Annotated in this window: 13 protein-coding genes; 2 read left to right on the top strand and 11 right to left on the bottom strand. The window is 60.7% G+C overall.

Annotated features, from left to right (window positions below):
* Positions 1 to 13: 13 nt before the first annotated feature.
* Genes C3Y91_RS18870 through C3Y91_RS18855 form a run of 4 tightly spaced genes read right to left on the bottom strand, consistent with a single transcriptional unit; the run spans position 14 to position 3884 of the window.
* Positions 14 to 1072 (bottom strand): maleylacetate reductase, encoded by a 1059-nt coding sequence (locus C3Y91_RS18870; protein WP_168575676.1) that lies wholly within the window; start codon positions 1070 to 1072, stop codon positions 14 to 16.
* A gap of 1 nt (position 1073) precedes the next feature.
* Positions 1074 to 2054 (bottom strand): gamma-resorcylate decarboxylase, encoded by a 981-nt coding sequence (tsdA, locus tag C3Y91_RS18865; protein WP_130656457.1) that lies wholly within the window; start codon positions 2052 to 2054, stop codon positions 1074 to 1076.
* A gap of 47 nt (positions 2055 to 2101) precedes the next feature.
* Positions 2102 to 3334 (bottom strand): flavin-dependent monooxygenase, encoded by a 1233-nt coding sequence (locus tag C3Y91_RS18860; RefSeq protein WP_130665633.1) that lies wholly within the window; start codon positions 3332 to 3334, stop codon positions 2102 to 2104.
* A gap of 10 nt (positions 3335 to 3344) precedes the next feature.
* Positions 3345 to 3884, bottom strand: a complete 540-nt coding sequence (locus C3Y91_RS18855) for a flavin reductase family protein (protein WP_130665634.1) — start codon at positions 3882 to 3884, stop codon at positions 3345 to 3347.
* Positions 3885 to 4084: 200 nt separating this feature from the next.
* Here C3Y91_RS18855 and C3Y91_RS18850 point away from each other — a divergent pair, with 200 nt between their 5' ends.
* Complete coding sequence (locus C3Y91_RS18850) at positions 4085 to 4537, top strand: MarR family winged helix-turn-helix transcriptional regulator (protein ID WP_018493610.1); 453 nt, start codon at positions 4085 to 4087, stop codon at positions 4535 to 4537.
* A gap of 182 nt (positions 4538 to 4719) precedes the next feature.
* Entirely contained in the window at positions 4720 to 6021 is a 1302-nt protein-coding gene (locus C3Y91_RS18845; RefSeq protein WP_018493609.1) for an MFS transporter, read from the top strand.
* Positions 6022 to 6213: 192 nt separating this feature from the next.
* On the opposite strand, the gene C3Y91_RS18840 is transcribed toward C3Y91_RS18845, so the two are convergent.
* The 7 genes from C3Y91_RS18840 to ligD form a co-directional block, all read right to left on the bottom strand.
* Positions 6214 to 7113: a carbohydrate ABC transporter permease gene (locus C3Y91_RS18840; RefSeq protein ID WP_130765699.1), complete on the bottom strand. Its 900-nt coding sequence runs from the start codon at positions 7111 to 7113 to the stop codon at positions 6214 to 6216.
* A 40-nt stretch (positions 7114 to 7153) separates the two neighbouring features.
* A complete protein-coding gene (locus C3Y91_RS18835) occupies positions 7154 to 8086 on the bottom strand; it encodes a carbohydrate ABC transporter permease (protein ID WP_018444784.1) in 933 nt (310 codons plus the stop codon).
* Positions 8087 to 8171: 85 nt separating this feature from the next.
* On the bottom strand, positions 8172 to 9476 hold the full coding sequence (locus tag C3Y91_RS18830; RefSeq protein WP_018480286.1) for an ABC transporter substrate-binding protein: 1305 nt from the start codon (positions 9474 to 9476) through the stop codon (positions 8172 to 8174).
* Positions 9477 to 9624: 148 nt separating this feature from the next.
* Positions 9625 to 10692 carry an ABC transporter ATP-binding protein gene (locus tag C3Y91_RS18825; protein ID WP_130665636.1) on the bottom strand — a complete coding sequence of 356 codons (1068 nt, stop codon included), beginning with the start codon at positions 10690 to 10692 and terminating at the stop codon, positions 9625 to 9627.
* Between the two features lie 162 nt (positions 10693 to 10854).
* Positions 10855 to 11841, bottom strand: a complete 987-nt coding sequence (gene denD / locus C3Y91_RS18820) for a D-erythronate dehydrogenase (RefSeq protein ID WP_130663172.1) — start codon at positions 11839 to 11841, stop codon at positions 10855 to 10857.
* A gap of 88 nt (positions 11842 to 11929) precedes the next feature.
* On the bottom strand, positions 11930 to 12658 hold the full coding sequence (locus C3Y91_RS18815) for a FadR/GntR family transcriptional regulator (RefSeq protein WP_130665637.1): 729 nt from the start codon (positions 12656 to 12658) through the stop codon (positions 11930 to 11932).
* Positions 12659 to 12780: 122 nt separating this feature from the next.
* On the bottom strand, positions 12781 to 14842 hold a 2062-nt coding region (gene ligD, locus C3Y91_RS18810), incomplete at its 5' end, for a DNA ligase D (RefSeq protein WP_168575675.1).

Raw genomic sequence — 14842 nt, 5'->3', positions numbered from 1 at the left:
ATCCTCCTAAGCATTAACGCGGCCGTGCGCCCTCCCAGGCGCTCTGCAACAAAGCCCGGATCGCTTCCCGTTCGATCGGGCGCGGGTTCCAGTAGGGGTTCTGGGCGGCGAGTTCCGCCGCACGGTCCAGATCGGCTTCCTTCATACCCAGATCTCGCAGCGCCATGGGGGCGCCGATCGAAGCGGCAAAATCATAGAGACCGCTGCCCAGCGAGCCGCCGAAAAGATCGGCAGCGGGCTTTAGCGCATCCGCTGCGGCCTGCGCGTTGTAGGCAGCAGAATGGGGAAGAATGACCGCATGGGTTTCCGCATGCGGCAGATCGAAGCTACCGCCCAGCGTATGGCAAAGCTTGTGATGCAAGGCCATTCCAACCGCTCCGAGCACCGTGCCGCACAGCCAGGAGCCGTAAAGCGCTTCGCTTCGCGGCTCGACATCCCCAGGTGCATTGACGATGTGAGGTAAAGCCAGCTTCAGCGCGCGCAGGCCCTCGACCGCCATCATCGACGAAATGGGATTGCGATCCTGTGCGTAGAGACCTTCGACCGCGTGCGCCATTGCATTCAGCCCACTGCTGACGCTGATGTTGACCGGCAATCCCAATGTCAATTCAGGGTCGTAGATCACCACTTCGGGCAGGATGCCGGGCCCGCGGACCGTCGTCTTCTGCCCGTTTTCTGTCTGGCCAAGGATCGGTGTAACCTCCGACCCTGCATAGGTCGTCGCCACGACGATTTGTGGCGCGTCGTTGCGGTAGGCGATCGCCTTGCCGAGACCGATCGTCGATCCGCCGCCGATCGCGACGACGCAATCGGCATCGGCTCCGTGGTATGCCGCCATCGCGCGCTCGGTCACATCGACCGGCGTATGCATCGTCGCATCGTGGAACAGTCGCGCCGCAAGCGGGCCGAGGGAAGCAGCGATGCGTTCAGCCTCCGCTTTCTGGTGCGGGGTCGAAAGGATCAGGGCGCGCTTGCCGCCCTGCCCTGCAATCGCCTCGGCGAGACGATTCAACGAGCCGCTCCCGAAGAAGATCTGGGCCGCGCTGGCCGTGTATCTGAAAAGTGCAACCATGCTATCGATCGAGTTTGAAGAGTGAAACTGCGTTGGTGCGACCGATCTTCAGACGGTCGGCTTCGGAGATGGTCGTGTTGTCGAACCAGTTTGCAGCATGGTCGACGTTCTCGAATGGCCAGTCTGTCGAGAACAGAATTCGGTCCGCGCCAATTTCCAGCATCGCATCGATAAGCGATTGCGTGCGGAAGTTCCCCGACGTCGTGATATAGAAATTCTCGTTGAAATAATCGGCAATCGGGCGTTTGGCGGGATAGTTCTTTTCCACCTTGACCCACGCATTCCGGTTGTCGATGCGCCACATCATGTATGGCAGCCCCTCGCCCATGTGACCAACGATGATCCGCAAAGCCGGATGTTCGTCAAACAGGCCGGATCCCATCAAGCGCAGCGCGTGAACAGCGGTCTCCTGCGCGAACGCCCATGTCGGACCCATCAGCCAGGAATGGCCAGCATAGATCCGGCTATCCTGCGGCAGCGGGTTGCGCGGATGCAGATAGAAGGGAACGTTGAGTTTTTCGACTTCGGCCCAGAACGGACGATATTGCGGCAGGTCGTAATAGAGCGGTGTCGTTCCGTCGCCTTCCTGCGAGAAGCCATTGACCAGTGCGCCGACGAAACCCAGCGTTGTCACACAGCGCTGCAATTCCTGCGCAGCCGCATCCGCATCCTGCAGGGGCAAAGCTGCAAATCCCAGGAAACGGTTCGGGTTCTTGACGCATTGCTCTGCTAGAAAGTCGTTGGCGCGCCGGGAAATCTCCAGGGCCTTTGCCTTATCCGGGATCGCCTGCACGGCCGGAGCATTCAACGACAGGATCATTTTTTCGATGCCGTGGGCATCCATCAGCCGCAGACGCTTGTCCTGGATATCCAGAAGACGGGCGGACAGTTCGGTCCAGTAGTCGCCCGGCACGAATCCAGCCGAATCCTGCAGCGTCTCGGGAATGGCGAAATGTTCTTCAAGCGCGATCTTGCCTTGCACGATATGCTCTCTTTCCTGTCTTAAATCGAAATAATGCGGATGGCGGATCAGAATTGTCCCTTGGGCGGAAGGCCGAGCAGCTGCTGGCCGACCATGGTGCCCACGGCATCCCAGTTCATGGAAATGTGGCGCCCGACGGCATTTGCATCGCGCCATGCCCGCTGGACGGGGTTGGACATTTGGAGGCCGAGGCCGCCTGTCGATGCATTGAGTGCCTCCACGGCCCGAAGGGCCAGGCTGACCGCAAAAGACTGGCTGCGACGGGCGAGAATCCGATCTTCTTCGGTGATCTCGCCGGTGCCATCCTCACGGGCCTGGGCCAGTTGCTGCGCCCGGGCAATATCCCGCAGAATGATTTCGCGGGCGGCATCCACGGATGCGGAGGCTTCCGCCACGCGAAGCTGGATCGTCGGAAATTCTGCAATCTTGTTGTTGCCGCCGGCCACTGCACCGCGTGTCACACGGGCCCCCATGTGGTCGATATAGCTTTCCAGGGCGCCCTTCGCCGCACCGACGGCTGCGCTGCCGAGGCAGAACGGAACCCCCATGAGCAGCGGAATGTTGAAAAGGCCGATACCTTTGTAGCCACGTCCGCCCGGCGTTCTGCCCGAGGTCGCATCCGGAAAGCTCAGCATGCGGTATTCCGGAACGAAGACATCCTTGAGGATCAGGCTTTTTGAGCCGGTGCCCGCGAGGCCGACCACATCCCAGGTCTCGGCAATGGTATAATCGCTGGCGGGAACCAGCAGGAACGCAGGTACAGGACGCTCCCGCTCGCCGTCTGGCGGAATGATCGCCGCGCAGAGCGCCCACTGGGCATTTTCGCATCCGCTCGCAAAGGCCCAATCGCCGGATAACCGGAAACCGCCCTTGACGCATTCCGCCATGCGGACCGGCGCATAGGAACCGCAGAGCAGCGCATCCGGATTGCTGCCCCACACCTCCTGCTGAACCCTTTCATCGAACATGGCGAGCAGCCATTGATGCGCGGAAAGGAGGCCGGCAACCCAGCCGGTGGAGGCGCAGGCCGACGACAGTTCGATATTTGCATCGACAAGCTCGGCAAACGATCCTTGGTCGCCACCGAAACGGGCTGGCTTGACGACATCGAAATAGCCGGCGGAGCGCAGCAGATCGATATTGCGCGCCGGCACGCGGCCGGATTTTTCGGTATCACGCGCGCCGGCCCGGATCTCGTCGAGCACCGGGGCGATACGATCTGCAAGACATGCGGTCTCAACCCGCGCCGAGGCGGGAAACAGGGCAGCTGTATTGTTCATGGAACTACCTTCAGTTCTGGGATGCAGGAAGCGCGTGCTGTGGCGCGCAATATTTCGAGTTCTCGTACATCAGCGCGGTCGTGTCGTCGGAATGGCGTGTATCCACCACCTGCCCGATGAAGATCGTGTGCGTCCCATAGGGAACTGCGCCCATGCGGCGGCAGACAACCGCGGCATGAGCGGAACCCAGCACCATCATGCCGCGCTCATGGCGAACCCAATCGGCAGCATCGAAGCGACGCTCAGGCGCAATCTTGCCGCTGAAACCTTCCGACACGGCGGCCTGCCTGTCGGTCAGAACGCTGACGGCGAATTCCGGCACCTCAAGCAGCATGTCATGCAGGTAGGTGCGATTGTTCAGGCAGATGATAAGAGATGGCGGATCCATCGAAAGTGATGTGACGGCGGTGGCCGTCATTCCATGATCCGCACCGTTGCGACAAGCAGAAATGACCGTCACCGTCGCCGGGAAACGGCGCATGGTCGATCGAAACGCATCCCTGATCGGTGCGGGGGCCGGCGCTATGCCGAGGGCAGTAGTGGCAGACATGATTTCCTCCCGTGTCTCCTTGGTATCTAGATTATTGCATTTGCAACTGTTGTCAACGCAAATTTAAAAATCAACGGGAAAATGCTTGATCTACCCAGCCGTTATCGGCGGCTGAAAGCCAATCGTGTTGTCATCCCGGTAATTTAGGTGCATGTCGGAGAGAGCCCTCAGCAAGCCGAATCCCGCCAGCAGACAGAGACATGTACAAACTTACCGATTCCGTTCCCTATCTTCTCAATCGCGCCGGCGTGCGGATAGCCGAGGTGTTCTCGCAGAGAATTGCCGAAGACAATCTCAGCGTGGCGATGTACCGGGTTCTGGCCATGCTCAAGGAGCGCCGGGAGAGCACCCTTGGGGATCTCGCCGACGTCGTCTCTGTCGAAATTTCGACGCTTTCGCGCCTCGTCGGCACACTGGCCAAGCGCAAGCTGGTGTCGCGAACACGTCCGGAAGATAATGGCCGTATCGTCATCGTCAGGCTGACCCCGCAGGGTGAGGCGCTGACGGAAAGGCTTATGCCGCTTGCCGTGGAGCTTGAACGCACCGCGGTTCAAGACATGTCGGACGAGGAGGTCGCAGCCCTGAAGAAGGCGCTGCGCCGCATGCACAGCAACCTGCCGGCAATATCCGGAAAGGGAAAAGTTGCCAGCTGAAAAGTTTGCAGTTGCAAATATTTTATTCGCAAGTATTTATTAGCGTGTCATCGTTGTCTTGACATCGCCCGCCTGCGGGTGAGTCTGGCGCTGGGAGGAACCACGCCGGCAACGATCCAGGAGGATTTGTACATGGATCGACGCGGACCTGCCGCTGGCAGGAGCGTACTACCTGTACGCAAATGTATGGGGAGGGAAAATTGGCCATACAAGATCTCGCTATTATCAAGGAACACGTTCGCAGCCCGAATATCATCATCGCCCTTTGCGGTCTGCTGATCCTGTTCGACGGCTATGACCTGATCGTCTACGGCGCAGTCGCGCCGGCATTGCTCGGTGAAGCCAGCTGGGGCCTGACGCCCGGTCTGGTCGGACGCGCGGCCTCCATCACCCTGTTCGGGATGTTGCTGGGCGCTCTCGTTGCCGGAACACTCGCTGACAGGATAGGTCGTCGCAAGGTCATCATCGGCAGTCTGCTGAGCTTTTCCGTGATGATGATCGGGAGCGGTCTTGCGCCGAACTTTCTTGTTTTCGAGGGAACACGTTTTCTCGCCGGCCTGGGCCTTGGCGCTCTTTTTCCCACGGTAACCGCTTTGATCATCGAGTTTTCTCCGCCGAAACGGAAGGCGATAGCCTATTCGATTGCGCTTCTGGGTTATCTGGCCGGCGGCATCATCTCGGGTATCCTCGGAATGCTGCTGATACAGACATATGGCTGGCGCCCACTGATGATCATCGGCGGCGCACCGATCTTGCTTCTGCCTTTCTTCATCCGGCTCATCCCCGAATCCCCCGAATGGCTGGCAACGAAGAACCGCCAGACCGAAGCCAATCAGATCGCAAACCAGTACGGGCTGCCCGATCCCCTAGCCAGGCCTGCGGCGCAACGCCAGGTCGGCATCCGGTCGCTGTTTTCCGAAGGTCGCCTGCTGCCGACATTGAACGCATGGGGCATCCATTTCTGTTCGCTTCTGCTCACATTCGGCATGGTCAACTGGCTTCCGACCATCATGAACAAGATGGGCTATGACCTCGGTTCTGCTCTCCTCTTCTCCGTAACGCTCAATCTCGGAGCCGCCGTCGGACTGCTGATCGGCGCAAGGATTGCCGACCGCGGAAATGTCAAAATTGTCGTGGCAGGTATGTTTCTTCTCGGAGCCTGCTCGATCTGGTTGCTGACGCAGGTGGATCAGGGCCTCCAGGTCTATGGTCTCGTCGCACTTGCCGGTACGGGAACGATCGGCACGCAGATCCTCGCCAACGTTCTCGTTGGAAATCTCTATCCTGTCGAAATCCGTGGAACCGGCCTTGGCTTCTCGCTCGGCATCGGCCGTATCGGAGGCATGATAGGACCGGCTATCGGCGGTGCGGTTCTGGGTGCGGGCCTGGCTCCGCAGTGGAACTTCTACATCTTCGCATCGGTAGGAGCCTTGGGATGCGTGCTCGCACTCATGACGTTGCTATATCGCAAAAAGGCTGATTGACGGCCAGATTGTCGGCAGGTCTGGCATTCGGAACCTGCCGGCAATGCAAACTTTGTGAAGCCAAATTCAGCTTGTTTCCAGTAAGCGAGGCTGCCGTGCTGGAATGCCGGTCAACAAGCGGCGCGAGCAGGCGGTGTGGCCGTGCCCATGCTGCGGGCAGCGCGCCGACCGTCAACAAAATCCAGCCACCTGTTATTCCTTCACCGCACCGGTCATCGATGAGACGTAGTAGTCCACGAAGAACGAGTAGAGGATGACCACCGGAAGCGAGCCGAACAGCGCGCCCGCCATTAGCGATCCCCATTCGAAGACGTCACCGCGCACCAGTTCGGTCAGCACGCCGACCGGAATGGTTTTGTTTTCCGACGACTGAATGAAAGTCAGCGCATAGATGAATTCGTTCCAGGAGAGCGTGAAGGCGAAGATCCCGGCGGAAATCAGCCCGGGGACTGCGAGCGGCAGGATGATCTTGGTGAGAATCTGCCATCTGTTGGCGCCATCCACCAGCGCGCTTTCCTCCAGCTCGAAGGGGATCGAGCGGAAGTAGCCCATCAGCAGCCAGGTGCAGAAGGGAATGAGGAAGGTCGGGTAGGTGAAGATCAGCGCCAACCGCGAGTCGTAAATCCCAAGCTTGAAGACAATGAAGGCAAGCGGGATGAAGAGGATCGACGGAGGCACGAGATAGGCAAGGAAGATCACCAGGCCGACCGAACGGGAGCCGGTGAAGCGGACGCGCTCGATGGCATAGGCGCCGAAGACTGAGGCCACTAGCGAGAGAAAGGTGGAGCAGACCGCGACCAGCATCGTGTTCCACAGCCAACCCGGATAGGATGTCTCGAGGAACAGGTATTTGATGTGCTCGAGTGTCGGCCCCACCACCCAGAAGGGGCTGTAGTTGCTATAGTCGGTCAGTTGATCGTTCGGCTTCACCGCGGTGATCGCCATCCAATAGAACGGGAAGAGCAGCACAAAGACGAAGACGGCCATCGGCAGGTAGAGCATCACGATCCGCCGCGGCAGGCGGTTCAGATAACTCATGCCGTCGGCATTGTCGGTCACGACCTGATCGGCGGCGTTTGAATTTATCGACATCATCACTCTCCCTAACCCCAATTTGGCTCTAACCCTGGCCTTAATCCTGGCCGCCCTGTTGCCATTTGCGCCGCTGCAGGCCGAAGAAGCTGAACATGATCGCGCCGAGCAGGAAGGGCACCATGGCGACCGCGATGGCCGCACCCTCGCCGAGCTGCCCGCCGGGAATGCCGCGCTGGAAGGATAGCGTCGCCATCAGATGCGTCGCGTTGACGGGGCCACCTTTGGTCAGCACGTAGATGAGCTGGAAATCGGTAAAGGTGAAGAGCACCGAGAAGGTCATGACGACGGCGATGATCGGCGTCAGCATCGGCAGCGTCACATAGCGAAAACGCTGCCAGCTCGTGGCGCCGTCGAGCGAGGCTGCCTCCTGCAGCGATGCCGGAATCGTCTGCAGGCCGGCAAGCAGCGAGATCGCCACAAAGGGAATGCCGCGCCAGACGTTGGCGACGATGACGGATATGCGCGCATTGATCGGATCGCCGAGGAAGTTGATCGGCCCGCTGATCAGTCCCAGCTGCATTAGCGACCAGGAGATGATCGAGAATTGGGAATCGTAGATCCACCAGAAGGCCAGCGCCGAAAGCACCGTCGGCACCACCCAGGGAAGCAGCACGATTGCCCGGAAGAAGGATTTGAACGGCAGGTGCTGGTTGAGCAGCATCGCCAGCCAAAGGCCGAGCGCGAATTTCAGCACCGAGGCGACGGAGGTGTAAAGAATGGTGTTGAAGACCGACAGCCAAAAGACGCTGTCGTCCATCAGGAACTGGTAGTTCTCCAGCCCGATGAAGACGCCGTCGCGGCCGATCCTCGTATCGGTGAAGCCGAGCCAGACGCCAAGCCCCAGCGGATAGGTGAGAAAGCAGACGAGGAAGACGGCCGCCGGTAGCATGAACAGGAAGCCGAGCACATTGTTGTTCTGCAGGAGCGAAGAGATCGGCCCGCGCCTGTCCTCCGAATTCACCATCGACATTGCCTATCTCCCAGATTGCGTTTGAACTCGCAGAGGACTTGCGGCATGCCGAGGGGCCGGCATGCCGCTTGTTTTGAGGCGTGGGTCAGACCCGATAGTAGCGGTTTGCCCGGCGTTCAGCTTCCTTCATCGCATCCTCGGGTGACATCTGGCCGGTGACGGCGGCCGCATACATGTCGACCAGGACGTAGTCGGCCATGGTCGCTGCCGAGGCATAACCGAGGGGTCCGGCATAGCCGTTCGGACGCAGCTTTTCCGAGGCACGCGCATAAGGCGCGTGGATCGGGTCGGATGTCCAGATCGGGTTCTTGGCGAAGGCCTTGAGCGGCTGGCAGCAATAGGCGCTGGAGCCCTGGATCCAGGCATTCATCTGGTCGGCTTCCATCATGAACTTGATGTAGGCCTTCGCCGCTTCCGGATACTTCGTATGCTTGAAGAGAAGCAGTGAGCTCGTCTGGAAAAGCTCGACGCTCTGGCCAACCGGGCCGACCGGGAAATTCGTCGTGCGGATGTCCTTGGCGATCTCGGCGAGCTTCGGGTCGTTCTTGGCCGTGTAATAGACCGACACGCCGTTGGCGATCAGCGAAACCTGGCCGGCGAGGAAGGCGCGGTTGTTGTTGACGTCCTGCCAGCTTTCCGTGCCCGGAATGAAGGTCGCATAGAGCTCCTTGGCGTAGTTGATAGACGCCAGCGTTTCCGGGCTGTTGATCGTTACCTTGCCGCCTTCGTCGACCATCTTGCCGCCATGGCTCCAAAGCAGCCAATGGGCGTAGTTGTTGCCGTCACCGACGGCCTTGCCATGCGGGAAGCCGGCCGGCGTGCCCTTGGCTTTCATCGCCTTGCAAAGCTCGAGGAAGCCTGCCGTATCCTTCGGGAACTCGCTGAAACCGGCCGCCTTCACGTGAGTGTCGCGATAGACCACCGCATTGCCGATTGCCGTCAGCGGCATGGCGATGAAGGTGTCGCCGCGCGCCGCATAGCCCTTCACACCGTCATACCAGCCGCCATATTTGTTGCCGAGATAGTTGGCGAGCTCGGTCAGATCGACCAGCTTGTCGGGATACTGGTGAGCGTCGTCGAACCAGCACATGATGAGGTCCGGGCCGGAGCCGACATTGGCCGCGACGGCCGCCTTTGGGCGGATATCTTCCCAGCTTTCCTTGTCGATGCGTACCTGGACGCCGGTCGCGTCTATGAATTTCTTGGTGTTTGCAAGCCAGGCCTCCTCGTCGCCCTTGACGAAAGGGGTCCAGCGCAGCAGCCGCAGGCTAGCACCGCTTTCCGGTGTGTAGGTCGGTTCGGCCTGCGCGAAGGTCGGCCGGATGCCGAGGCCGGCGGCGCCGGCAACGGCAGCCGAGGCGGCAAGAAAGTCACGTCTCTTAAACCTCATGATATTCCTCCTCTTCAAAAAAGCGGGTGCGAACTCCCCGGCATTCACCTCCCGCTTGGTGAACGACGGTCCTTGCATCCCTGAACCGGGGTGCTGCCAACCTGCGGGTCACTGGGGCTCCTCCGCCCCATGCAGCCGCCGGTCGGCGTCAGTCGGTCAATCTCCGGCCGCTCTCGGCATCGAAGAGATGAACATGCGCGGCGTCGATCGCAACGCGCAGGGTCTCGCCCGGCCGCGCGCTGACGCGTTCGCGGAAGACGCAGCTGAGGTCGCTGCCGCCGAGCTTGAGGATGAGATGCGTCTCATAGCCGGTCGGCTCGATCACCACGATTTCACCCGGCAGACCATTGGCATCGAGCAGGATGTATTCCGGGCGAAGCCCATAGACGAGGTCGCGGCCGATGGCGCCGGCAGGTGGATTGGAAACCGGGAGCGCCGTGCCGTCCGGCGCCTTGAAACTTGTCGGGTTTTCAGGGTCGAGCCGGCCCTTGATCATGTTCATCGCCGGTGAACCGATGAAACCGCCAACGAAGAGATTGGCGGGCTTGTCGTAAAGCTCGAGCGGCGTGCCGATCTGCTCGACGACGCCGTCATGCATGACGACGATCTTGTCGGCCATGGTCATGGCCTCGATCTGGTCGTGGGTGACGTAGACCGTCGTCGTTTTCAGCCGCTGGTGCAGTTCCTTGATCTCGGCGCGCATGGCAACGCGCAGCTTTGCATCGAGGTTGGACAGCGGTTCGTCGAACAGGAAGACTTCCGGATCGCGCACGATCGCCCGCCCCATGGCGACACGCTGGCGCTGGCCGCCGGAAAGCTGGCGCGGATAACGGTCGAGCAATTTGTCGAGACCGAGGATGCCGGCGGCATATTTCACCCGCTTCTCGGCTTCCGCCTTCGGCGCCTTGTTGAGCATCAGCGAGAAACCCATGTTCTGCTGCACCGTCATATGCGGATAGAGCGCATAGTTCTGGAACACCATGGCGATGTCGCGGTCCTTGGGCGGCAGCGTGTTGACGACACGCCCACCGATCTTGATCTCACCGCCGGAAATGTTCTCAAGTCCCGCCAGCATCCGCAGAAGAGTGGATTTGCCGCAACCCGACGGGCCGACCAGGATCACGAATTCCCCGTCGGCAATGTCGATATCCACGCCTTTGATGACCGGAAATGCACCGAATGATTTCCGCACATCCGCGAATTGAACGCCTGCCATATTCACTCCTCCCAGAAATCGAGCGCTACATGCTATGTATTCGTATTTTCGTATATCTCGGCCGCGGCCGTCATCTCCTCAGGTCCCTCGGCCGCTGCAATCCCGCATCTGTGGGCGTGCCCGGGATCCTCCTCCCATGCGACGGTGTGGCCCAGCTTGATCTCATCCGGGCGCACCCGGAGCGTCTTCGGCGAGGTACACCTCAATCAACTCATCGACGGTGGTTTCGGCGACGAAACCCAGTTGCACCGCGCGTTCCGGCACAAAGGATTTCGGCCATCCGGCGACGATCCCTTCGATGACCTCGTCGCGGCGGCGATCGATCAAGTCCGCCGCCTCGGGACCAGCAGCACGGCGCAAGGCGGCAATCTGGTCGGCAACGGTGGCGGCGACTCCTGGCATGGTGAGCGTGCGCCGAACACCCAGCGCCGCCGTGTCGAGCGTCGCAGCATGGATCAGGAATTTGATGGCGGAACGCGGGCTTGCCAGCCAGTGCTTGACGGTCTCTTCGACCGGAAGAACAGCCCGCTGGCCTGCAAGCGGCTCACGCAGGATCCCAGAAAAGAAACCTGATGCGGCAGCGTTCGGCGCACCCGGCCGGATCACGATGGTCGGCAGCCGAATTCCGACGCCGTCAATGAAGCCGCGCCGCGAATAGTCGGCCAGCAGAAGCTCGGATATTGCCTTCTGTACGCCGTAGCTGGTGAGAGGTGCGAGCACGTAGTCGTCGGGAATCGGATCCGGAAACGGCGAGCCATACACCGCGATCGACGAGGAGAATACGAACCGGGGAATATAGGCTTGGCGGGTTCCTTCCCGGCGGATCGCCTCCAACAGCGATCGCGTGCCATCGAGATTGACCCGGTAGCCGAGTTCGAAATTGCGCTCGGCTTCGCCGGAAACGATCGCCGCGAGATGGAAGATCACATCGGCCCGGCGAGCCGCCAGGGCTTCCGCCATACTGCTTTCGGAAATATCGGCAGCCAGCGCTTCCACCGGCCAGGAGACGCCTGTCGGTACCGGCGGCGGCGTGACATCGGCGAGCGTCATGCGCGTGATCGCATGGCCGCCGAGGGACCCGCTGCGCCCCAGTGTGGCAGCGAGCTTGCGGCCGATCATTCCTCCCGCCCCGATGATGAGAATATGCATTGTGTTCCGTTCCTGTCTTGGACGTCTCCGGCTCAGCGGCCGGAGCGTTTCTTCATGCAAAGCAGATCGCGCTTCGCCTGGCTGCGCGCTACGAAAAGAGCAGTTTGGTCGTCGTATAAATACGGGTTTCGTGGATCGCGAAGGCGGCGGATGCGGCGTCAGGATCCCGCGTCTCCAAGCCAGCGAGGATCATCCGGTGATCGGCAATGCTCGAGGCGATGCTCCCGGGCTGCGAAACGACCCGCCTTCGATGGCTCAACAGATAGGAGTAAAGGTCGGCGGCCACATCAGCCAGCACCGCGTTGCCGCTGGAACGGTAGATAGCCGTGTGAAATTCCCGGTCGCAAATCAAAAAACGGACAGGATCGTCACACGCGGCCTCCTGTGCTGCAATCGACTTGTGCAGATACTCAAGCGTTGAAGGCTCGATCTTGACGGCTGCGGCCCTTGCGACCTGTGCTTCGATAAGAAGCCGCGCCTCATGAACGTCGTCAAGATTGTAGGCCGCAATGTCGCGATACCGCGCAGCTTGGACAGCCAGTTCGCCGACGTCCACCGATGCCACCACGGTTCGCATTCCATGCGCAACGGAGAGGATTCCGCGGGTGGAAAGGATGAGGATCGCGCCACGGACGGTTTCGCGGCTGACCGAGAGCGCGGAAGCCAGTTCGCGCTCACCTGGCAGCGGATCGCCCACCTTGAGAATGCCTGTTGCAATGAATGTTGTGATCTTCTGGACGACGAAGTCTTTCGTCGAGGTCTTCGGCGCCCCGCCGAGCGTTGCAACGTCGTCTTCGAGCATCGCTCGGACATCCATTGCTTTCCCCTCCTCGCCCATGGCTCTACTGGTCCGGTTAGTGGACCAGTAGAGCTGAGCTTACGAAGGTTGTCAACGCTTCATGTCCGCAACCTGGTCAATCGATATCATCAGCACCGAGTTCAAGCCGCTTTGGATATTCTGCCGAGGCGCTTGATCGCCTGTTCCAGCGGACGTTTGCCGTCACCGTAATTTTCCCAGGCAGAGGACTTCGACAGCAGCGCCGGGACGGTGCGGATGGTGAACCGCTTGGGATCCAGATCCGATTTGACCTGTGCCCAGGTCAGCGGCATCGAGACCGTGGCACCGGGCCGGGCACGCGGCGACAAAGGTGCTACTGCCGTCGCCATGCGGTCATTGCGCAGGTAGTCGAGGAAGATCCGGCCATCCCTCAGGCTCTTCGTCATCTTGATCAGATAAAGCTCGGGATTGTCGCGCGCCATTTGCTGGCAGACGTCATGCGCAAAGCCCTTTGCTTCCGCCCACGAAAGCGGCTTGCGCTTGTTGATCGCAAGCGGAGTGACAACGTGCAGACCCTTGCCGCCGGTCGTCTTGCAAAAGCTGATCAGGCCAAGCGCGTCGAGACGGTCCCGCATTTCCCGGGCCGCTGAAACGACCGCGGAGAATGGCACATCCGGACCTGGATCAAGGTCGAAGACGAGCCGGCCCGGCACCTCAGGCTTGTGCGGTTCGCAATTCCAGGGGTGCAGCTCGACGGCGCCGATCTGCGCGACGGCAGCAAGGCCTTCGACACGGTCGATCTGCAGATAGGGCTTTTTGTCGCCAAAGACCTTGACCAGTTCGAGAAGGTTCGAGGTGCCGGGCATCGCATGGCGCTGGAAAAATTGCTCGCCGCCGATCCCGTCGGGCGTCCGGATGATGGAACAAGGACGTCCCTTGATGTGCTCGATCAGCCAGGAACCGACGGCTTCGTAGTAGCGGGCCAGTTCCTCCTTGGTGACGGGTTTGCCGTCATTGGCATCCGGCCATAGCGGCTTGTCCGGATTGGAGATCAGCACGCCCATGACCTCGGCCTTGGCGCCTTTTCCGCGAACCGCCCTGGCCTTCACCTCCGCCGCCGGCTGCGGCAGGTCAGTCCGTGCGGACTTTGCCGGCCGTTCGGCCCTGACCTCCCTGGCCGGCTTGTCTTCCCGCAGTCCCTTGAAGGCGGCCTGCCGGACAATACCATCAGCGGTCCAGCCCGCGAATTCGATTTCCGCCACGAGCTCGGGCTTCAGCCAGGTAACCTCCGGCTCTTTCTTCGGCGCGCCGTTGCCGGTGAAAGGCGACTTGGTCGTCTCCAGCGCCCGCAGCTTCGGAAGCAGGGCCTCCACCTTGTTCGCACCATAGCCGGTGCCGACGCGGCCGACATAGACGAAATGATCGCCGCGGTAGACCCCGACCAACAGGGATCGGAATTTCCCGTTGGTCTTGGCATAGGCGCCGATCACCACCTCATGGCCGGCGCGGCATTTCGACTTCGCCCAGCTTTCGGTGCGGCCGGATTGATAAGGTGCGTCCGCCTGTTTGGAGACGATGCCTTCCAGTGAGAGCTTGCAGGCAGACCGGAGAACTGCATCACCGCCGGTGTCGAAATGCTCGACGAAACGGATGCGCAGATCATTGCCGGCGTCGGACAGTAGGCTTTCAAGCCGCGCCTTGCGCTCGACGAGCGGCAAAGATCGCAAATCCTCGCCTCCCTCATAGAGTAGATCAAATGCGAAATAGACGAGCTCGCCGGTCTTGCCTTCCGAAAGGGCCGCCTGCAGGGCTGCGAAATCCGGTGCGCCATTGTCGCCGAGGGCGCAGATCTCGCCATCGATGATCGCATCGGGCAGTGTCGATGCCGCCTCGGCGATCTCGGGATATTTGCCCGTCCAGTCGAGTCCCTTCCTCGTCTTCAGCGTCGCCTCGCCATCCAGCGCACGCAACTGGATCCGGTAGCCGTCGAACTTGATCTCGTGAATCCAACCGGTGCCGGCGGGCGGACGCTCCAGGGTCTGGCAGAGCTGCGGCGCAATGAAATCCGGCAGATCGACCGTGGTGGCCGGTTTCGATTTCCGGCCGGCTCTGGCGTCCTCTTTTCGCTCTTCGGCAGCCAGTCCGCGGTTGCTATCCCAGACCGCATCAGCCTGAACATCGCCGCCCTCGACCATGAAAGGCTTGGGCTTTCGGCCCTTGCCG

Origin of the sequence: Rhizobium ruizarguesonis, assembly GCF_012349115.1 — a bacterium.
GTDB lineage: Bacteria > Pseudomonadota > Alphaproteobacteria > Rhizobiales > Rhizobiaceae > Rhizobium > Rhizobium ruizarguesonis.
The sequence above is the reverse complement of the archived record's forward strand: the minus strand, read 5'-3'. Positions and strand labels throughout refer to the sequence as shown.